The 20,103-nt window shown below is 63.7% G+C and carries 20 protein-coding genes; 12 read left to right on the forward strand and 8 right to left on the reverse strand.

All coding sequences use genetic code 11. From position 1 onward, the window contains the following. The first annotated feature begins 92 nt into the window (after window positions 1-92). From KW845_RS27890 to KW845_RS27905, 4 genes are all read left to right on the forward strand, one after another. The gene (locus KW845_RS27890; protein ID WP_218372667.1) at window positions 93-2,879 is read left to right on the forward strand and encodes an inositol phosphate phosphatase SopB; all 2,787 of its coding nucleotides are present in this window, start codon (window positions 93-95) and stop codon (window positions 2,877-2,879) included. Window positions 2,880-2,917: 38 nt separating this feature from the next. Further along, window positions 2,918-3,400 (forward strand): type III secretion system chaperone, encoded by a 483-nt coding sequence (locus KW845_RS27895; RefSeq protein WP_218372668.1) that lies wholly within the window; start codon window positions 2,918-2,920, stop codon window positions 3,398-3,400. 309 nt (window positions 3,401-3,709) lie between these two features. Beyond that, window positions 3,710-4,030: a hypothetical protein gene (locus KW845_RS27900; RefSeq protein WP_218372669.1), complete on the forward strand. Its 321-nt coding sequence runs from the start codon at window positions 3,710-3,712 to the stop codon at window positions 4,028-4,030. Further along, window positions 4,027-4,971 (forward strand): dihydrodipicolinate synthase family protein, encoded by a 945-nt coding sequence (locus KW845_RS27905; protein WP_218372670.1) that lies wholly within the window; start codon window positions 4,027-4,029, stop codon window positions 4,969-4,971. The genes KW845_RS27900 and KW845_RS27905 overlap by 4 nt, the downstream gene beginning before the upstream one ends. Here the strand turns inward: KW845_RS27905 and proC are convergent. From proC to KW845_RS27920, 3 genes are all read right to left on the reverse strand, one after another. After that, window positions 4,968-5,828: a pyrroline-5-carboxylate reductase gene (gene proC, locus KW845_RS27910; protein WP_255593004.1), complete on the reverse strand. Its 861-nt coding sequence runs from the start codon at window positions 5,826-5,828 to the stop codon at window positions 4,968-4,970. The two genes, KW845_RS27905 and proC, sit on opposite strands and share 4 nt — an antisense overlap. Before the next feature lie 14 nt (window positions 5,829-5,842). Next, a complete protein-coding gene (locus KW845_RS27915; RefSeq protein WP_218372671.1) occupies window positions 5,843-6,817 on the reverse strand; it encodes a tripartite tricarboxylate transporter substrate binding protein in 975 nt (324 codons plus the stop codon). 101 nt (window positions 6,818-6,918) lie between these two features. Continuing rightward, complete coding sequence (locus tag KW845_RS27920) at window positions 6,919-7,950, reverse strand: LysR family transcriptional regulator (protein ID WP_218372672.1); 1,032 nt, start codon at window positions 7,948-7,950, stop codon at window positions 6,919-6,921. A gap of 142 nt (window positions 7,951-8,092) precedes the next feature. On the opposite strand from KW845_RS27920, the gene KW845_RS27925 reads away from it, so the two are divergent. The 3 genes from KW845_RS27925 to KW845_RS27935 are packed head-to-tail and all read left to right on the forward strand — an operon-like array spanning window position 8,093 to window position 11,489. Then, window positions 8,093-9,460: an MmgE/PrpD family protein gene (locus KW845_RS27925; RefSeq protein ID WP_255593006.1), complete on the forward strand. Its 1,368-nt coding sequence runs from the start codon at window positions 8,093-8,095 to the stop codon at window positions 9,458-9,460. Window positions 9,461-9,516: 56 nt separating this feature from the next. Next, window positions 9,517-10,299, forward strand: a complete 783-nt coding sequence (locus tag KW845_RS27930; RefSeq protein ID WP_218372674.1) for an enoyl-CoA hydratase/isomerase family protein — start codon at window positions 9,517-9,519, stop codon at window positions 10,297-10,299. Window positions 10,300-10,301: 2 nt separating this feature from the next. Continuing rightward, window positions 10,302-11,489, forward strand: coding sequence for a CaiB/BaiF CoA-transferase family protein (locus KW845_RS27935; RefSeq protein ID WP_218372675.1), 1,188 nt, complete (start codon window positions 10,302-10,304; stop codon window positions 11,487-11,489). A gap of 37 nt (window positions 11,490-11,526) precedes the next feature. Here the strand turns inward: KW845_RS27935 and KW845_RS27940 are convergent, their stop codons facing one another. Both KW845_RS27940 and KW845_RS27945 read right to left on the reverse strand, forming a co-directional pair. Beyond that, entirely contained in the window at window positions 11,527-12,294 is a 768-nt protein-coding gene (locus tag KW845_RS27940) for an SDR family NAD(P)-dependent oxidoreductase (RefSeq protein WP_218372676.1), read from the reverse strand. Window positions 12,295-12,457: 163 nt separating this feature from the next. Beyond that, the gene (locus KW845_RS27945; RefSeq protein WP_218372677.1) at window positions 12,458-13,228 is read right to left on the reverse strand and encodes an IclR family transcriptional regulator C-terminal domain-containing protein; all 771 of its coding nucleotides are present in this window, start codon (window positions 13,226-13,228) and stop codon (window positions 12,458-12,460) included. Window positions 13,229-13,368: 140 nt separating this feature from the next. Between KW845_RS27945 and KW845_RS27950 the strand changes: the two genes are divergently transcribed. From KW845_RS27950 to KW845_RS27970, 5 genes are read left to right on the forward strand one after another with little or no spacing between them, the layout of a single operon-like run. Further along, window positions 13,369-13,842 (forward strand): MaoC family dehydratase, encoded by a 474-nt coding sequence (locus tag KW845_RS27950; protein ID WP_218372678.1) that lies wholly within the window; start codon window positions 13,369-13,371, stop codon window positions 13,840-13,842. A 27-nt stretch (window positions 13,843-13,869) separates the two neighbouring features. Next, on the forward strand, window positions 13,870-14,304 hold the full coding sequence (locus KW845_RS27955) for a MaoC family dehydratase (RefSeq protein WP_218372679.1): 435 nt from the start codon (window positions 13,870-13,872) through the stop codon (window positions 14,302-14,304). Between the two features lie 56 nt (window positions 14,305-14,360). Continuing rightward, the gene (locus KW845_RS27960; protein ID WP_218372680.1) at window positions 14,361-15,341 is read left to right on the forward strand and encodes a tripartite tricarboxylate transporter substrate binding protein; all 981 of its coding nucleotides are present in this window, start codon (window positions 14,361-14,363) and stop codon (window positions 15,339-15,341) included. A gap of 14 nt (window positions 15,342-15,355) precedes the next feature. Then, the gene (locus KW845_RS27965) at window positions 15,356-16,606 is read left to right on the forward strand and encodes a CaiB/BaiF CoA-transferase family protein (protein WP_218372681.1); all 1,251 of its coding nucleotides are present in this window, start codon (window positions 15,356-15,358) and stop codon (window positions 16,604-16,606) included. 54 nt (window positions 16,607-16,660) lie between these two features. Continuing rightward, a complete protein-coding gene (locus tag KW845_RS27970) occupies window positions 16,661-17,530 on the forward strand; it encodes a spermidine synthase (RefSeq protein ID WP_255593007.1) in 870 nt (289 codons plus the stop codon). A 35-nt stretch (window positions 17,531-17,565) separates the two neighbouring features. Here the strand turns inward: KW845_RS27970 and KW845_RS27975 are convergent, their stop codons facing one another. Genes KW845_RS27975 through KW845_RS27985 form a run of 3 tightly spaced genes read right to left on the reverse strand, consistent with a single transcriptional unit; the run spans window position 17,566 to window position 20,098 of the window. After that, window positions 17,566-18,435: a fumarylacetoacetate hydrolase family protein gene (locus KW845_RS27975; protein ID WP_218372682.1), complete on the reverse strand. Its 870-nt coding sequence runs from the start codon at window positions 18,433-18,435 to the stop codon at window positions 17,566-17,568. A 44-nt stretch (window positions 18,436-18,479) separates the two neighbouring features. Further along, on the reverse strand, window positions 18,480-19,649 hold the full coding sequence (locus KW845_RS27980; RefSeq protein ID WP_218372683.1) for an acyl-CoA dehydrogenase family protein: 1,170 nt from the start codon (window positions 19,647-19,649) through the stop codon (window positions 18,480-18,482). Between the two features lie 2 nt (window positions 19,650-19,651). Beyond that, on the reverse strand, window positions 19,652-20,098 hold the full coding sequence (locus tag KW845_RS27985; protein WP_218372684.1) for a heme-binding protein: 447 nt from the start codon (window positions 20,096-20,098) through the stop codon (window positions 19,652-19,654). Window positions 20,099-20,103: the final 5 nt, after the last annotated feature.

Consider the following 20,103-nt stretch of genomic DNA (forward strand, 5'->3'; position numbering starts at 1 on the left):
CCCCGCCCCCACCTTGGAACCAACCCGCCGCAGCCGTTACTCAGGAATCAAGTGTGGGCAACCAGCGCCCACCGCCCACGGAGATTTCCGCCATGCCCCTCGAATTGCATGATTTCCGGCCTCTCGGTACCGACAAAGGCACCAACTACGAGATCAATTTGCAGCAGAACGGCCAGGGGCAACAAACCGTTGCCCATGGCGAATCGCGCCTATCGGGGCGATTACATCACTGGAAGATGGGCGAAGATCTCGACCGGCAGCAGTTGATAGCCGACCGCCGGCCCGCCAAGATGGCATTTGTCAATGCCCTGGCCCAGGCAGAAGGCCCGGGCGCGGTGCGCGCCCTGCGGGCGGCTGGCCTGGACGACGGTTGGATAGACTCCGACAGGCCGCTGAGCTCCCGGGTGATCACCAAAGTACTGGATAAGGCGCAAGAATTCCGGGCCGCCGCCGTCAGGCAGAATGAATCGGCGATGCAGGCTTTGCTGCCGCCGGCCTACGACCTGGCCAGCCGCGACGAGAGATCCGCCATCATCGCTGCCGTGCGCGGCCATTCGGAATACGGTTCCCAAACCATGTCGGCCAACACCCTGCAGGGTATCGTCCAGACTGCCCAGGACCAGGTACGCGCCAAAGCAGAAGCGCAGTGCGCCCAGCGTTTTCCGGGCCTGAGCGCGCTGGCGGCGCTGCAGAATCCGCAAGCACCGCGGCATGCCCTGACGCTGGTCAGCCAGATGCGTGCCCGGATGCCGGATGCGATTCCCCACGACAGCAGCGTGCGCGTGGGTACCCGGCAACTGAACCGGGCCACCGAGCTGCTGGGCCGCGCCGCATGGGACCAGACGTCCATGGCTCAGCTGGACACGGCACTGGCGGATCTCCACCTTCAAATGGATATCACCCAGTTGGCGATGCTGTTCGAGAAAACCGATCTGCAGGCCCAGAAAGACAAAGCCGCCACCGACCTGGCAGATGCCCGGGTCACGCTGCGGGCACGCATCGAGCAAAGGTCCAGCGCGGGGTTGATTGCCGATGCCCAGGGCTCGGTCGATAAGCTCGCCGCGCATGTCACGCGCCTGGATAGCCAGCTCGACCTGCTTGGCGCCCTGGAGCAAGATCTTCCCCACCAACAGGAACTGATCGAAAGCAAGCGGACCTATCTGCAAGAGCTGCGTAGCAACGACCCGCTGTCGCAACGAGCTGTCGCGCATGGCACCCTGATCTACGCCCAAGCCGGCGACCATGTCATCGAGAAGCTGGCACAAGGGCTTGCCGACGGCAGCATTACCCAGTCTGGCCAGCAACCCAATATCGCCGCATTGCAGACCGCATGGCAGGATGTCGTTGCCCAGTTGGCCTGGGATTATGTCCAGAGCGACAACCAGAACCAATCGGTGCCCGCGCCCACTGCCGAGAACAAGAGCACCCATCCAGTCAAGATAGGACAGCAGGCCGTTCTTGTCGCCTTGAGGCATGAGTTGAAGACAGCGCATGTATCGGACGCTATCATCAAGGCGCTGACCCAGGACAAACCGATGCGCGAAGCACAACGCATGGCACTGTCCACCTCAGACCTCTGGCAGCCTGTCGATCGCAAGATGCTGATCATGCGCGATGGCGCCGCTACCGAATACACCAGCAAGATTACCCCCGCCCAGCATTGGAATGCCGACTTCAAGGCAAGGTATACCCATGGCGGCCAACTGCGGGGCGTGACCGCCGCCGACGCGGGCAATGCCGATCACGCGCGCAACCTGAAGGTCAGCGAACTGATGCAAGGCAACACCCGCCTGGCCACTGTGGTGGGACACGGCGTGCTGGACATGTGGAAAATCAAAGACCCCGCCCAGCGCGCGCAGGCCAACACCAATGGCGCCAAGGAAGTCCTGGAACTGGCTGCCGCCAGCAATCCACGCCTGCAAATCCACTTGAACGCCGGTAACGCCATGACGATGACGCATGTCAGCGTCAACCTGATTTCGCCCGATACCCTGCGCAGTACCTGGTTGGTCGCCAAGGCCAAGCCTGACTATGCCGAGAACGACTACACGCAGGCCCAGTTCCGCGCATTCGAGGCACATTCGGGGCCTCGTACCCTGCAAGTCTACAACCCTGGCACCCAGGCGACTGCCGCTGCCAACGTGACGATCGACCCCATTACTTTCTCGTTCGGCATCAACTCGCTGGCTACTTCGTCCACTTCGACGGCAATGCTGGGTGTATGGCGCAACGTGCACGCTCACAATACCGACAATATGATCAAGCTGGTGGGCGACCTGGGCTCGGGCAATCACGGCGCGGTGGGCGCCCGGCCCGGCGGCTTCATTGGCCAGGTCTACGACCAATTGGAAACCGGCAAGGGCCGGGCCGCCGCACCGGCCGACGCACAGAAGCTGGACGGCTTGCAGAAGCAACTGCAAGTGCAGACAGACCTGGTCCGCCAGATGTTCACCAACAAAGCCTACGAGTCGGGCAATGGCGACACGGCCAAGATGGGCCGCGAGATCCTGGCCTTGCAGGCCCTGGCCGAACAAAGCCTGTCCACCCTGGAAGGCCTGCAACTGGGCGGCAACGACATGGCCGCCACCATGTCCAAGGGCTGCAAGAGCGACAAGGACCGCGGCGGCGTCACCGATGTGGAACTGAAATCCAAGCTGATCCTGCAGGACATGGGTGGCGACATGGCGCCCGACGCTCGCCTGGTGGGCGACGACCAGGAGCTTTACTACACCGTCAGCGCCGGCTCCGGCCAGCTGGAGAACCAGCGCTGGAACACCGGCCTGGGCGGCAGCAAAGAGGCCGGCCACTTGCTGGACCGCATTCCCAGCCTGCAAGTACGGCAGTTCCTCGCGGGCCTGGGCGCCTTCGCCAAAGCCTGATCCACGAATCCGCACCTCTTACGAACCAGGAGCACCCGATGTCCCTTACCCACTTCCAGGCCCTCGTACAGCAACTGGGTGCCCGCCTGGGCGCCCCCGACATGCATACCGACGATAGCGGCTACCTGGCGCTGACCATCGATAGCGTCGAAGCCCATTTCCAGTACGAGCCCGATGACGGCATCGTGGTGCTGTTCACCCGCCTGCAAGAAGTCGAGATCGAGCGCGCCGCAGAGATCTACGGCCTGCTGCTGGCCGCCAATCTGTTCTGGCAAGGCACGAACGGCGCCACCTTCAGCATCGACTTCGACACCGGCAAGGTCTTCCTGGCCGACCGCCGCAGGGCAGAAGGCCTGTCCGAACAAGAACTGGAAGACTGGCTGGAAGGCTTCGTGAACATTGCCATCCACTGGCAGCAGCGCCTGGAAACCGCCAATGCGGGTGGAGCGTTGTTCCCGGATGAGTCCCCTGCGGCCAATGGTGCGGCGGACCACGACGGCTTTCCGGGCGTGCGGGTGTAGCCGCTGGCGCGCCAGGCAGGCGGGCTGTGCATCGCCAGCGAAATACAGACCGGCTTTTGCCGCACCGGGCCGCACACCTGGGGCTTCCACCCGCATCGACTTGACCGGCGACGTGCACGGCCACGGCCTGGTGCAAGACTCCGAACGGGCGCTCCCGCACCGAAAAATTAACGCGGCCTTTACGCGGGAACCCCGTTTTTTTACAAGGCTTATATTCCCCCATTCCTATACTGACCCGGTGTCCAACCAACCGGGATCGAGCCGCGTGCGCCGACATGAATGGCGCAACCGGGCCGCCCTTGTCCACAGATGCTGCCGCGACCTGCGCTTTCCGAAGACCACCGCATTCGATCTCTGCCGCAAGGCGAATCCGTACCGCTGAGTGTTTCCCTGATCTTGCGCGTCGACCCGCGCAACGCCTTCCAGGCGCGCCGCCAATTGCATTCATGCATGGCGCCGGCCCCACGAATCGACGTCGTGGCAGACCCCAACGGCCATGGCCAGACCACTTTCATCATCAAGCTGGCGTATCGCGACGTCGATGCCCTGATGCATTACGTCATGACACACCTGCCGACAGCTGAATTCGGCGCCCTGGGCACCCGCCTGGCCACCGGAGCGGCACGATGAACGCCCCGCGCGAAAACGCGCCATCGGCCTGGGCCGGGCTATGGCTGCCGCTGGTCACCCCGTTGCGCGATGGCTATGTCGACATCGCCGCCATGCAAGCCTTGGCGCGCCGCTATGCGCAGGCGGGCGTGTCCGGCTTTGTGCTGTTCGGGTCCACCGGCGAAGGCAACCTGATCTCGATAAAAGAGAAATTCCTGGCCTGCGACGCGGTACGCTCGGCGGCTCCCCACCTGCCTGTCGTGCTGGGGGTGGGCGGGGTCGAACCCATGGGCGTCTTCCAGACGATCCGCAAGCTGGAACGGCTGCAGCCCGCGGGCTGGCTGGTACCCCCGCCCTATTACCTGCGCCCCGCGCCAGACGGCATCGTCTGGCACTACCGGCAGATTGCCTGGGCCACGCGCCTGCCCGTCATCATCTACGACGTTGCCAAGCGCACCGGCACCCAACTGAGCATCGAGTTGATCGAATACCTGTGCGCCCACACCACATGCGTGGCAGTCAAAGAATGTGATGCGCTGGCCCTGGCCGCGCTGAACGCCCGCCAGAAACTGCCCGGCCTGTGCGGCGAAGACACACTGTTCCTGGATCATTTCCTGCAGGGCGGCACCGGCGCCATGGCCGCCGCGGCCCATGTGCGGCCCGACATTTTCATGGCCGTGATGGCCCTGGCCCGAGCCGGCCACCACGATGTGGCGCAGACCTTGTTCGCCACCTTGAAACCCGTGATCCGGTTGCTGTACCAGGAACCGAACCCCGGTCCGATCAAGAAGTACTTGGCATCGGCGGGCCTCATTGCCGATGAGCTGCGGTTGCCCATGACGCCGGCCAGCGAGGGCCTGGCCAGCCGCCTGAAGCAGGCGATAGCCAAGCTGCCGGCCGAACATGAAGTGGCCGGGCTGGTGTCGGTGGCCGGCCAGCGCGCCGATGCGCGGTCCGGCTAAGTCCTGGAAAGCGCCTGGGCACGCGCATACGCGCCCTGAAGCGCACCCGCGACCGCGGCAGGCAACCGGTACTCATCCAGCACCCGCAAGCCTGCCGCCGTCGTGCCCCCTTTCGATGTCACTCGTTCGCGCAACACCGCGAACGGCGTGTCGTCACTGTCGGCCTGCTTCACCGCGCCCGCTGCGGTGCGCAGCACCAGCTCGCGCGCCTGCTCTTTCGAAAAGCCCAAGGCCTCGACCGCGGATTGGTAGCATTCCAGGAAATAAAATACATACCCAGGGCCGCTGCCCGTGGCGGCCGTCACCGCGTCAATACGTTCATCGCAGTCCACCCAGAACGTATGGCCTGTCGCGGCCATCAGGTTTTCCACCCATTGGCGCTCGGGCGGGGTGACGCCCGGCGTCGCAAGCATGCCTAATACGCCAGCACCCACCAGTGCAGGCGTATTAGGCATGACCCGCACAATCCGATCGCTTTGCAGCCTGGCCGCCAGCGTATCCGTGCTGATCCCCGCCACTATGCTCACGTGCAAGGGCGCACCCAGCACCGGCGCCACGGACGCTATTGCAGCGGCCAAGGCCTGGGGCTTGACGGCCCACACCACCACACCCGCTTCGGCCAAGGCAGCAGCGGCCGCGGGCAAGGTTCGGATACCCGTCGAAGCAGCGAGCTTTTGCCGCTGCGCATCATCGGGCTCGACCGCGATGATGCGCTTCGCGTCCCAGCCGGCATGCAGCAGCCCGGCGATCAAGGCGGTGGCCATCTGGCCACCGCCGATAAAACCGATGGCGGGGGCCTCCGGCTCCTGGTCCCCCGCGCGCCTGTCGTCGTCCACGGTCATTCTTGTGCTTGGCATCGTCGCAGCGCTTCTTACTCAGCCTTGATGCCGTTTTCGTCGATCACGACCGCCCACCTGGCATATTCCTTCGTCAGGCGTTCCTTCGCTTCGGCAAGGCTCGTCGGCTGGGGCTGGACCCCCATGAAACCGAACGTCTCGATGGTCTTGGGGGTTTGCAGCGCCTTGACCGCCAGGGTATTCAGTTTTTCCAGCACGTCCTTGGGCGTGCCGGAAGGCACCAGCAAGCTGTAGGTGGACACGACGTCATAGCTTGCCAGGCCCGCTTCCTTCGGTGTGGGCAGCGTGGGCAACGCCGGATTGCGTTCCGCGGTGGTGACCATCAGCCCCTTGATGCGGCCGCTGTCTTTATTGGAAACCACCGTGGGTGCGGTTGCGAACAGCACATCGATCTGTCCGCCCATGAGATCGACGATGGCCGGCCCCGCCCCCCGGTAGGGAACATGCATCGCGCCGCCAGGAACAGGCTTGAAGAACAGTTCCGCGGCGATGTGTTCCAGCGAGCCGACGCCCGTGGAACCATAGCTGAGCTTGTGCGACTTGGCGTAGTCCAGCAGCCCGGCCACGTTATCGACAGGCAGGTGTGGATTCACCATCAGCACCATGGGCTGGATCCCAAGCAGCGTCACCGGCGTGAAATCCTTCTCAAGATCGTAGCCCACCTTCGATCCGTACAAGATGCCGTTGATGCGATATGTGGTCGTGGGAGCAACCAGCAAGGTATATCCGTCGGGCGCGGCTTTCGCGGCAAACGCCGCACCGATGTTGCCCGAGAACCCGCCGCGGTTATCGACGATGACGCTCTGGTCCGAGACTTCGGCCAACTGCGACCCGATCAGCCGGGCGATCGAGTCGGCGCCGCCACCCGGTGGATAGCCGATGACGATGGTAATCGGCCGCGAAGGATAGGCCTGTGCCTGAACGGCCGGCGCCGACAGGCAAAGCACCGTAGCGCCCAGCAGCACGCGGAATGCAGTGAACAGTTTCATGGTTGGACCCCTTGGGTAGTGAATTCCGACGCGTCGTCTTCCACGACGCTGGCGGCAGTTTATACCCAGTTTACTTATTTAAACAATAAGCAAATCTAATATCAGGGGTTTTCCATGACCTTATCCCATGGAGTCAGGCTTCTGATCTGCGGTACCCACTGATGTTTAAGGATGGTCCTGGCAGTGGCGGATATCCGTTCCCATAGCGCGGCGTGCTCATCCTGGTGTGCCACCAGGCGCAAGGTTCGTTGCAGGCCTTCATTGGGCAAGGGCAGGTACTGGTATTCCTCGAGCAAAGGCCGGGTCTTCAGCACGCACAGCGGCGTGGTGATCGCCCAGCCCAGCCCGGCACGCACCATCGCCAGCACGGCATCGGAGGTATCGAATTCGTATTCCCGCTGCAGCGACAAGCCGTGGTGGCGCAAATACAGATCGATCTGGCGGCCAAGAAAGGCGCCGGGACTGTACCGTATGAAGGGCAGCGCGCGCCCCAATTCTTCCAGCCCGCCGCCTGGAACGGAAACCCCTTTCGGGGCAACGATGAAGAACGGCTCTTTGAGCAGGGGCAGATCAAGCAGCTTGGGGGCATCGCCTATATCGTCAGAGGTCACGATCAGGTCGATGCGCTGTTCCATCAAGCCACGGACATCGGTGCCAGAAACCCCCGAGGTCACGGACCACCGGGACGCCATGTTCGCGATTTCGCGCATCAGCACCGGGCCCACCGTACTGGCAAACGAATCGACCATGCCCATGCGCAACAGCGGCAGCTGGGCATTCTGCTGCAGACTGACCAGTTGCTCGAGTTCGCGCGAACGGCGCAACAGCTCGATGGCCCGTTCGTAGAACGTATTGCCGAACAGGGTCAGTTGCATCGGCCGTTTCGAACGATCGATCAGTTGCGCCCCCAGCCCGTTTTCTATGGTGCCGATAGCCTGCGAAACCGCCGATTGGGTCATGCCCAGCCGGTTCGCGGCGTGCGTCATGCCGTCTTCCTGGACGACCGTCACGAAAACCTCGATCAGGCGCAGGTTCAGCCAACTGCGGCCATTGGCCTGCCCCGCATCCGTCTGCGTGGCGGCGGCTTTTGTCGTGGATTTTTTTACAGCGGTCTTCGAGGCAGGCTTGCGCATACTATATTAAATAGCTAATATGTTTAATCATTAAATCTAATTATATAGAGATCGGTTGCCTTGCACATCTGCCGCATGGCGCGATCTTCTGTCGTCTCCATCCGACCCCTAGCGGTTTGTAACTTCACCCTCAGGAATTCGTATGCAAGCCAACCCTATCCTACCAGTGACACAGGCGCTCGCGGACTTTGTAGCCAATTTGACGTGGGAAAAGCTGCCGGCCGCCGTGCAGGAAGAAGGCCGCCTGGCCATTGCCGATACCATCGGCGGCGCGATCGCCGCCGTGGACGAGCCGGTGACCCGCACCGTGCTGGCCATTATCGAAGGCGAACCAGGCCCCAGCGCAATCTGGGGAACCACCTTGCGCACCACCCCGCGCAATGCCGCCCTGGTCAATGGCGCCATGGCGCACGCCCACGATATCGACGACACCAATCCGTCGATGCGCGGCCACCCCTCGTGCCCGGTCGTGCCCGCCCTCTTCGCGCTGGCTGCCAAGTCGGGCTCCACGGGCCAGGAACTGGTCACCGCCTATGTGGCGGGGGTGGAGGTCGCCACCAAGCTCGGGCGCGCCGTCAACATGACGCACTACAACAAAGGCTGGCACACCACCTTGACGCTGGGAACGCTGGGCGCCGCGGCTGCTTGCGCCAACCTGCTCAAACTGGACGCGGACAAGACCGCTATTGCCCTGGCCATCGCCGGCTCGCGCGCGGGCGGGCTGGTCGCCAACTTCGGCACCATGACCAAGCCCGTGCACGCCGGCTTCGCGGCCGAAGGCGGCGTGACGGCGGCGCTGCTGGCACAGGCCGGCACCACCGCCAACCCTGCCGCGCTCGAGGCCGAGAACGGCTTCTTCGACCTGTTCGTCGGCCTGGACAAAGTCGAGCCGGCCCTGGCCCTGGAGGCACTGAACGAACGCTTCGACCTGGTCGACCCGGGCAACATCTATAAGCAATACCCGACGTGCTCGTTGACGCATTGCGCCATCGACATGCTGCTCGACGGGCTGGCCGATGGCACGATCAAGACAGACCAGATCGAATCCATCGAATGCGCGGTGGGTTATCGCTGCGAAAGCACGCTGCCCTATCACGACGCCCGCACCGGCCTGCAGGGCAAGTTCAGCATGGAATACTGCCTGGCCGCGGCCCTGGCCTACGGCCAGGTCACATTTGCCGAGTTCGAGGACAGCAAGGTCCTGGCGCCGGCCATCGCCGACATCCACCAGAAGATCAAGCTGTACACCCACCCCGACCTGACCACGCCCGAATCCGTACCCGACGATTTCACGGACATCGTCATCAAGCATCGCGACGGCTCGGTGTTCCATGGCCGCGAACAAAAAGCCAAGGGCGATCCGGCCAAGCGCTGGACGCTGGAACAGTTCAAGGCCAAGTTCGTCCAGTGTTGCGCACCGATACTGGGCACCGAGCAAGCCGGCAAGCTGTGGGATGACCTGCATCGCCTAGATGCGTTGCCCACGGGCACGCTGAAGCCCCTGATCTGACCCGGCCGGCTCGCGAACCCATCGTTTCGTTTCCCCCATTACTGAAGGAACACCCCATGCCAGCCTACCCCGTCGAAGGCGTCACCGAGACCTTGAGCATCGACGTCAAAGACAAGGTCGCCGTTCTTACCCTGGATCGCCCCCAGGTGCTGAACGCGCTGAACCACCAGCAGCGCAGCAATCTGGAAGCCGCCTTCAGGGCGCTGGACGCCGACGTAGCAGTTCGCGTCATCGTGCTGCAAGGCAAGGGCCGCGCATTTTGCGCCGGCCAGGACCAGAAAGAAAGCGCCGCCATGGACGCGGCAGGCGCGCACCGTCGCATCGAAGGGTATGCGTCTCTGTATACCCTGATGCGCAGCCTGAGCAAGCCCATCATCGCCCGCATCCAGGGCTACGCAACAGGCGCCGGCCTGCAGCTTGCGCTGCTGTCCGACCTGCGTATCGCATCGACCGACGCCAAGCTGGGCATGACCGAACTGAACGTCGGGTCCGCCGCCATCATGGGTAGCGCGTTCCTGCTGCCGCTGATCGGCGAGGCCGAAATGCGCCGCCTGGTGATGATGTCGGAATTCGTGCCGGCCGAGAAAGCACTATCGATGAAGCTGTTGCACGAAGTCTTGCCGGCCGACGAGCTGGACGCACGCGTGATGGCGATCGCCACCAAGATGGCAGGCTGGCCGCCGCTGGGCATTGCGCTGACCAAAGAATGGTGGCGCAAGATGGGCGACGAGCTGTTCTTTGCCGCCATGGACCAGGCCCGCGAGTCGCACGCGAAGAACTTCGCCGCCGGCGGCCTATCCCACGGCGCCAAGAAATTCCTTGAGCGCGAAAGGGGTTGAACATGGCGCAGCTTCCCCTGAACGGCGTCCGCATCCTGGACCTGACCCAAGCTTTGGCAGGCCCGTTCGCCACCATGATCCTGGCGGACATGGGGGCCGAAGTCATCAAGATCGAGTCCCCTTCGGGCGACTTGACCCGCACGACGCCTCCGCACATTGTGCAGGGCACGTCGCTGTATTTCCTGACGAACAACCGCAACAAGCGCGGCATGATGCTCGACCTGAAAGAGGCCGGCGCGCTGGCGGCGTTCTACGATCTGTGCAAGGTCGCCGATGTGGTCATCTACAACTTCAGCGAAGGCGTGGTCGACCGCCTGAAGATCGATCCCGACACCCTGCGCGCCATCAATCCCGAACTGATCGTCTGCAACATGACGGGCTACGGCCGCAAGGGCCCGGATGCGCGCCGCCGCGCGGTCGATCCAATCATCCAGTCGCTGGCCGGCGCGGTCAGCATCACGGGCTTCCCGGGCGGCGAACCGGTTCGTGCCGGAGTTCCGTCGGCCGACCTTTCCACCGGCCTGTACGCCGCCATCGGGGTGCTTGCCGCGCTGCATGGCCGCTCGCAGACCGGAACGGGCAGCAGCGTAGAGGCCAGCCTGTTCCACTCGCAATTGAGCCTGCTTAACTACATGGCATCGTATTGCGCTTATTCGGGCGAAGTGCCGCAGCCCGTGGGCTCGGGCCATCCCGGCACGGTGCCCTCGCAAGTCTTCAAGACCGCCGATGGCTGGATCACGATCGACGCCGGGTTCGACCGGCATTTCCAGACACTGTGCCAAATCCTGGAGCAGGAAAGCCTTGCCCGGGATCCCCGCTTCATCTCGCGCCAGACGCGTGCCCAGAATCGCGGCGAATTGCTGCCGGTCATTATTGCGGAAATCGAAAAGCGCACCACGGCCGCATGGGTCCGCATCCTGGACGAGGCAGGCATCCCTTGCGGCAAGGTGAACAACGTCAGGGAAGCGCTGGAGTCCCCGCAAAGCACCGCCTACCATGCGCTGCGAGACATCGAGTATCGCGGCGAAACCGTCAAGGTACTGGCCACGCCAGTGTGGTTCGACGATGAGTGCCAGCACCCCGTCACCCGCCCGCCCGAGCTTGGCGAGCATACGTCGGAAATCCTGCGGTCTTTGCTGGGCTACGACGAAGAACGCATCCGCGCGGCGACACAGGTGTCCACGACCTGAGCCTTGCAGCGCGCAGGGCGCAAGCCCTGCGCAGCCTTCAATACATCGACTCGCCACCGTTCAGGTGGATAAGCTGGCCGGTCACATAGCTGGTCTGGGCAGCCAGGTACAGGCAGCAGTCCGCAACGTCGTCGGCATTGCCCAGGCGGCGCAGGGGCATGGTTTTCACAGCCTCTGCCCATAGCGCACGATAGTTCGGGTAGTTTGCTTCGTCGCGTATCGTGTCCATCTTGCCCGGGGCAATGGTGTTGGCGGTGACGTTGTATTCGCCGAACTCCACGGCAATCGCCTTGGCCAGCGAATGCAGGCCGGCCTTGGCCGTGACGTTGTGCGCCCGATTGGCGTAGGTGAAGAAGCCATCCCGTCCAGAAATATGGATGATCCGCCCCCACCGCTTATCGCGCATGGACGGCAGCACGGCGCGCGCCAGATAAAAGGCGGAACTCAGGCTGGTTTCGATCACGCGCCGCCAGTCTTCGACCGTGATATCCAGAAACGCCTGGCGCGGGCGCAAGCCCACATTGGACACCGCGATATCCACCGAGCCAAAGCGCTGCAAAGCCTGGTCCACCATGGCCTGCACCTGGTCGGGCTGCGTGACGTCGGCCAAGGCGCACAGCGCCTGCGCTCCCAGCGCCTGGACCTCGGCTGCCACGCTGCGCAGCGCATCCATGTCGCGGTGCCCGTTGAGCACCACATTGGCCCCCTGGCGCGCGAACCCCAGCGCGATACCGCGGCCCAGATTGCGCCCCGATCCCGTCACGAGCACCGTGCGGCCTTGCAAAGATAGATGGGTCGTTGCCATGTTCCCTTCCTGAATATGCCTTGAGCCGCCTGGATGCGCGGCGGCCTCTACCGCAGAGGCCTGATTAATTATATCTAATACAATATATTAGCAATAACTAATTATAAGCAAAATCAGGTAGCCGCAGCCGTTTCGAAGAAGCCGCGCAGAGCCCGCCTGGCAATCAGTAGCTGACCCCCGCCGCCCGCAGCTGCGAGGCGGTATGCCGCAGTTCCGGCAGGAATTCGCGCACTGCCGTGGCCTGGTCAAAACTGCCCGCCGGCAGGCTGACGTTGATGGCCGCGATGACGGCCCCGTCTTTGTCGCGTACCGGCACGCCCAGCCCGGCGATGGATTCGTCGAGCTCGCCGTCGATCCAGGCATAGCCCTGTTCGCGTACCAGTTCGATGGCGGCCTTCAGACGCGCGCGGTCCACCACCGTGGCACCGGTCAGTTTCTTCAGCGTGGCGTTGGCCAGGTAGGCATCCAGCGCCGTGTCGTCCAGCCCTGCCAGCAGCACCCGCCCCATCGACACCGCATGCGCCGGCAGCCGGCTGCCCAGCGACGGGCTCATGGGCAAGATGCGCCGCGTGTGCAAGCGCTGCACGTAGACGATGTCTTCCTCGTCCAGCACCGATACCGCGCATGACTGCCCGATGCGCGCGCACAGCTCTTCCAGCGCCAATTGCGCCTGCCGCCAGTACGGCAGCGAATACAGGTACGACAGCCCCAGCCGCAGCACCTTGGGGGTCAGCCAGTAGTACTTGCCGTCGGTCTTCACAAACGACAGATCGATCAGCGTCAGCAAAAAGCGCCGCACCGCCGTGCGCGGCAAATCGACCGCGTCGGCCACGTCGCCCAGGGTTTGCCGGGCGGCGCCCTGCCCCATGGCTTCAATGATTTTCAGCCCGCGCGCAAAGGTGCGAACAAAAGATTCGCTTTCTGGTGTTGCCATGCCTTACTCCCGCCGTGTGCTTGACACGACATTGAACGGCCCGCAGAATGACCATAAAGCGGATGTTTATATCCGCTAAGCGGTCATTGTAGCACGATGCCCCGATTTATCAACCGCCCCGTCAACCCTAGCCCGCCACCATGACAGAAACCACTTTCGAAACCGATTTCTGGAAAGACGACCCATCGCGCAAGATCTGGGACGACATCATTCCCGGCCAGCCGCGCAAGACCATTCCCTACACCCTGACCCTGGACGCCATCCAGAAATACTGCCGGGTGGTGGGCGACATGCATCCGCTGTATTTCGACGAGGAATACGCGCGCAATTCGCCCTACAAGGGCCTGATCGCGCCGCCGGCCATCCACATCCTGCTGATGTTCTCGTGTACCCCCGCCGATGACTGGATGCGCAGCCCCGGCACCGTCAATGCCGGCCAGTCCTGGAGCTACAACATTCCCGCCCGCCCCGGCGACGTCATCCGCCTGCAAGCCCGCGCGCTGGACAAGTTCATCAAGAAAGACCGCCTGTTCGCCGTGCACGACAACGTGTTCTTCAACCAGCACGACGAGGTCATCTGCAGTGGCCGCGGCTGGACCATCCGCCCCGTATAACCGCAGCGCGCACCAGGAACCACATTCATGAACCCCGCATTCGACACCTTGAAAACCGGCCAGCAGATCGACGGCACGCCGTTTTCGCCCACCCGCGAATCCATACGCGAATTCTGCGCAGCCTCGCTGGACTTCAACCCCCTGCACCTGGACGACAACTACATGCAGGGCAACTTCGGCAAGACCAATTTCGGCGGCATCATCATGCACGGCATGAACAACTTCGGCGTCATTGCCAAGATGCTGACCGACTGGCTGTACCCGCAAGGCGGCGTGCAGCGCCGCCTGGAAACCCGCTGGAAGGCACCGGTGAAACCGGGCGACACCATCACCCCCCGCGCCACCATCACCGCCACCCGCAAGACCGAGAAAAGCCAGTGGGTCACGCTGGACGTGCACGTCACCAACCAGCGCGGCGAAACCGTGGCCGTGGGCGAAGCCATGGTCGAGTTTCCCGGCTGATCGCACAAGCAGCAAAGACGTCCCACCCGCACAACAACACAAAACAGGAGACAACCATGCAAGCATGGATACACGCGGCAGCCACCGCCACCCTGGCCCTGGCCGCGGCCGTCGCGGTCCCCGCGGCCCAGGCCCAGCAACCCTACCCTACCCGCAGCGTCACCCTGGTGGTGCCCTTCCCGCCCGGCGGCACCACCGACATCCTGGCCCGCCTGCTGGCCAACGAGCTCGGCCAGCAATGGAAGCAGACCGTCGTCGTGGAAAACAAGCCCGGCGCCAGCGGCACCATCTTTTCCGAACAGCTGGCCCGCACCGAACCCGACGGCTACACCCTGATGCTGACGGCCACGCATCATGTCATCAACCCCAGCCTGTACAAGAACCTGCGCTACGACACGCGCACAGACTTCACGCCTATCGCCGAAGTGGCGGCGGTGCCCAACGTGCTGGTGGTCAACCCGAAGTTCCCCGCCACCACCGCGCAGGAACTGATCGCCTATGCCCGCGCCAACCCCGGCAAGGTGAACTTCGGCTCGGCCGGCACCGGCGGCGCCAACCACTTGTCGGGCGAACTGTTCAAGTCCATGACCGGCATCGACATGGTCCACATCCCCTACAAGGGCGCCGCCCCGGCCTTGAACGATTTGCTGGGCGGCCAGATTCCGGTGATGTTCGATTCCGTGCCCGGTGTGCTGCAGCACATCCAGGCCGGCAAGCTGCGCGCGCTGGGCGTCACGTCGCCGAAGCGCTCGCCGGCGCTGCCCGACGTACCCACCCTTGACGAGGCCGGCGTCAAGGGTTTCGAAGCCATGGCCTGGTTCGGCCTGTACGCGCCCGGCAAAATGCAGCCCGCCCTGGCCAGGCAAATATCCACCGACGTGCTCACCGCCCTGCAAAGCGCGCAGATCAAGCAGCAATTCAGCAAGCAAGGCGCCGAGCCCGGCACCATGACCCAGCCCGAGTTTGCCCGGTACGTGAACGCCGAGATCGACAAATGGGCCAAGGTCATCGCCGACGCCCACATCAGCATCCAATAAGGGAAACCCGCAACATGCCGGACGCAGCAACCGCCCTCGCCACGCCCGGCGCCCTGTCGCACATCAGGGTGCTGGACTTGTCCCGCATCCTGGCCGGGCCCTGGTGCACCCAGAACCTGGCCGACCTGGGCGCCGAGGTCATCAAGGTCGAGCGCCCCGGCAGCGGCGACGACACCCGCGCCTGGGGGCCGCCCTGGACCAAAGATGCGGCAGGCCATGACGCGGCCGACTCCACCTACTACGCCGCCGCCAACCGCGGCAAGAAGTCGGTCACCATCGACATCGCCAGCCCCGACGGCCAGCACCTGGTACGCGAACTGGCCGCCCGCAGCGATGTAGTGGTGGAAAACTACAAGATCGGCGACCTGAAACGCTACGGCCTGGACTACGACAGCCTGCGTGAAATCAATCCGGGCCTGGTGTACTGCTCTATTACCGGCTACGGGCAAAGCGGCCCCAGCGCCCACAAGCCCGGCTACGACTTCGTCTTCCAGGCCATCGGCGGCCTGATGAGCATTACCGGCGAGAACGACAGCCTGCCTGGCGGGGGGCCCCAGAAAACCGGCATCGCCATCGCCGACGTCATCACCGGCATGTATGCCACCATCGCCATCCTGGCGGCGTTGAACCACCGCGGCGAATCCGGCCAGGGGCAATACATCGACATGGCCTTGCTGGACTGCATCGTGGCCCTGGGCGGCAACCAGGTCACCGGCTACTTCGCCAACGGCAAAATTCCGCATCGCTATGGCAACGCACATGCCAGCCTGGTGCCCTATCAAGTGTTCACCGTGGCCGACGGCGAAATCGTCGTGGCCGTGGGCAACGACGTGCAGTGGCAACGCTACTGCGAAGCCATCGAACGGCCCGACATCGCGGCCGACCCACGCTGGACCAGAGTCAAGGGCCGCATTGTCGGCCGCAACGAACTGGTGCCCGAACTGGCCCGCGCCATGCTGACCCGCGGCGCCGATGACTGGATCATCCGCCTGGAAGCCGCGGACGTACCCTGCGGGCGCATCAACGACTACGAGCAAGTATTCCAGGATCCGCAGGTGCAATACCGCGGCCTGCGCGTGGACATGCCCAAGGCCGGCGGCGGTGTCGTATCCACTATTGCCAGCCCGCTGCGGCTGTGCGGCACGCCGGTGAAATACGAACTGCCCCCGCCCGAGGTCGGCGACAGTACCGATTATGTGCTGGGGCAACTGCTGGGATACGGCCAGCAAGACATCCAGGCCCTGAAACAGAAAAAAGTGGTTTAAGGGACGGCGATTTTCAGGGATATGATGTGCTGTCCTCACTCGACGCACATTCCCATGCCTTGCCTTCGCATCCACCTGGTCTCGCCCCTGATCTTGGGATGCGCCACCCTGTTCCTGCCGCCCGGTGCCCAGGCCGCCCCCCAACTGCTGCACAGCGAACCCTCGCAGTTCGGCAAGGTCCTGGTCTTTGAAGAAAACGGCGAACGCTGCATGAACTTCAACACCATGGTCGACCTAGGCCGGCAGACCTGCCTGGATATCGCCAAACCCGACAACCTGGTCTTCAGCTACACCCGCATGATGATCAGCTCGCTGTATGTAAAGCCTGATCCCAAGACTGTGCTGATCGTCGGCCTGGGCGGCGCGACCTTGCAGAAGACCTTGGCGAAGCTGCTGCCGGATGCCGTGATCGATACGGTGGAGATCGACCCGGCCGTAGGCAAAGTGGCAGAAAAGTACTTTGGCTACCGACCGGGACCGCGGCAGCGATTGTTCGTCGAGGATGGGCGCGCGTACATCGAGCGGGCGCATCGCGAAGGCCGGCAGTACGACATGGTGATGCTGGATGCCTTTGATGTGGACTACATTCCCGAGCACCTGATGACGCTGGAATTCCTGCAGCATGTGAAGGCAATACTGGCGCCCGGCGGAATTGTGGTGGCGAATACGTTCACCAACAGCGAACTGTATGAGCGGGAATCGGCCACTTATGCGGCGGTGTTCGGACAGTTCTTCAACCTGCGCGAGGGCAATCGGGTAATTGTGGCCGGACGGGGCACGCTACCCGACGAAAAAACGATTGCCGACAACGCGAACAAACTGGCGCAGCGGCTTGAACGCCTGGGTATCGACCAGGATCGCGCCCTGCAACGATTCACCCGGACCGAAAACGCAACGACGGCCGCAAAAGTCCTTCAAGACTAGCCCCCTGGCAAGGAGCCGGCCCCCCACATTTCCTTCTACACCGGAAATGCCTGATCGGCCTGCACCCGGTTGCGCAGGATACCCACGCCACTGACCTCGACTTCGACCGTATCGCCCACTGCCAGGTACCGTGGCGGCTTGCGCGCCATGCCGACGCCACCCGGCGTGCCGGTCACGATGACATCCCCTGGCGCCAGGGGCAGCATGGTCGAGCAGTACGCAATAAGCTCGCCAATACCAAAGATCATCAGGCTCGTATCCGAGTGCTGCATGACCTCGCCATTCAGCCGGGTCGTCAACTGCAGCGGTTCGCGGCGCGGATCGAGTTCGTCGGCGGTGGTCATCCAGGGGCCAAAGCCGCCGGTGGCCAGGAAATTCTTGCCGGGCCCCCACTGCGACGTATGCATCTGCCAGTCGCGCACCGAACCGTCGTTGTAGCAGGCATAGCCGGCCACATGGGACCATGCCTCGGCCACGGCAATGCGCCGGCCGGCCTTGCCGATGACCACCGCCACTTCGCACTCATAGTCGAGCTGAGCCGATTCACGCGGCATCAGCATGGCTTGATCATGGCCGACCTGGGACGCCGCGTAGCGCAGGAACACGGTTGGATGCGCGGCGCGCGCGATGCGGGTCTCTTCCAGATGGTCCGCATAGTTCACGCCGATGCAGAAGATTTTCTCGGCATCGGGGACCACCGGCAAATACGCGACTTCGGCCAGGCTCGCGTCGACGCGGCCGGCCTGGACATGCTCCCGGGCAATGGCCAGGCCATCGGGCTCGGCAAGCAGCTTGCGCAGCGTGGCATAGCGCGGGCCCAGGCGGGCGCCCAGGTCTATGACGGCATCGCCGCTTATCGCGCCATAGGTGTCGCGACCGGCGATTCGGAATGATCCAAGTTTCACAATGTGGTCCTTCGCGTTTGCAGCAGTGGCATGTGGACGACGCCTCAACGAGGCTTCAACCCCAGAGTGGCGGCAATGGCATTACGCTGCATCTGAGAGCTGCCCGCGCCCACGGTGGTGCTGCAGGAATCGCGGAAATGGCGCTGCATCTCGAATTCCATGCTGTACCCATAGGCCCCCATGATCTGCATGCCCCGGCGCGCCACGGCGGCATAGGTTTCCGACCCGTAGAGCTTGGCCATCGAGACGTCCTTCGTGGCATCGGCCCCGCGCGTGATGGTGGCGGTGGCACGGTCAACCAGCAAGCGGGCAGCGTCGACCTCGGTCTGCATGTCGGCCAGCATATGGGCAATGACCTGAAAATCCCCGATCGGGCGGCCGAACTGCTCGCGCTGCCTGGCGTAGTCCAGGGCCAGGTCCATCACCTTCTGCGCCGATCCCACATACCCGGCAGAAGTCAGCAGGCGTTCGGTCTGCAGGCAGGCAAGCAAGCCTGCCCATCCCGCGTCCAGCGGGCCCACCAGGTTTTCATCGGGCACGAACACATCGGTGAAAAAGACTTCGTAGGTGCCGGTGGCACGCCTGCCCAGCATGTCGAGCTTGCGGCATTCCACGCCCTGGGTATCGTTGGGCACCAGGAACATGGACATCCCCTTGCGCGGCGCGACATCGCCGTTGGTGCGCGCCAGTACCTGCAGCACATTGCCGCGCGACCCCGCCGCCGTGTTCCAGAGCTTCTGGCCGTTGAGCACCCACCCACCCTCGGCCCGGCGCGCGAAGGTCTTGATCGCGCTGACGTCGGAACCCGCCGACGGCTCGCTGATGCTGGTGGACAGGCGTAGCCGGCCGTCCATCAGCGCAGGCAGGAATTCCTGCTTCTGCGCCTCGGAGCCGATCTTCAACAGCGTCATCGCCGTATACAACGGCACGCTGTAGGCGGTGTAGACGTCATAGCTCCAGTAAGCCAGGTCTTGGGAAATCAGCACCAGGTCGCGCAGGCCGCCGCCCAGGCCGCCATATTCCTCGGGAAAGCCGATGCGGAACAGGCCAAGCTCGATCCAGGCGTCATAGATCTCGTAGGGGTACTGCGCATCGCGATCGATGCGTGCCAGGTATTCGGGCGTGGCCAGCTTGCTCATCACCCGGTGCAGGCTCTGGCGGTAGAGTCGTTGCTCTTCGGTTTGGTCTTCGGCGATCGTTGAATCCCAGTTCATGCTCAAGCTCCCGCATCGGCTGCCAGGCCGGCCGCTTCGATGCCGGCAATTGCGCAGACCTCGTCGTTCTCGGCAGAATCGCCGCTGATTCCAACCGCGCCCAATAGCGCGCCCCGCGCATCCCGGACCAGGACACTGCCGCGCACCGGCACCATGCCCCCCTGCGACACGGTGCCCAGGCTCTGGAAAAACGCCGGGTTGGCTGCGGCGCGGCGAGCCAGGTCGCGCCCGCCCACGCCCATGCCCAACGCCCCGCGGGCCTTGGCGATGGCGATGTCGCCGCGCAGCATGCTGGTGCCGTCATCGGCACGGAACACCTTCAGGCAGGCACGGGCGTCCAGCACCGCCACAGCCAGCGGGGCAAAGCCATGCCGGCGAGCGGCCGCCAGCGCCTCGCTGGCGATCTTGTCGGCCTGCGGCAAACCGAGGTCGCTTGGATGGGTAGTCAAGATGG

The sequence above is a fragment of the Bordetella sp. BOR01 genome, from assembly GCF_019218885.1.
Classification (GTDB): Bacteria; Pseudomonadota; Gammaproteobacteria; order Burkholderiales; family Burkholderiaceae_B; genus Bordetella_A.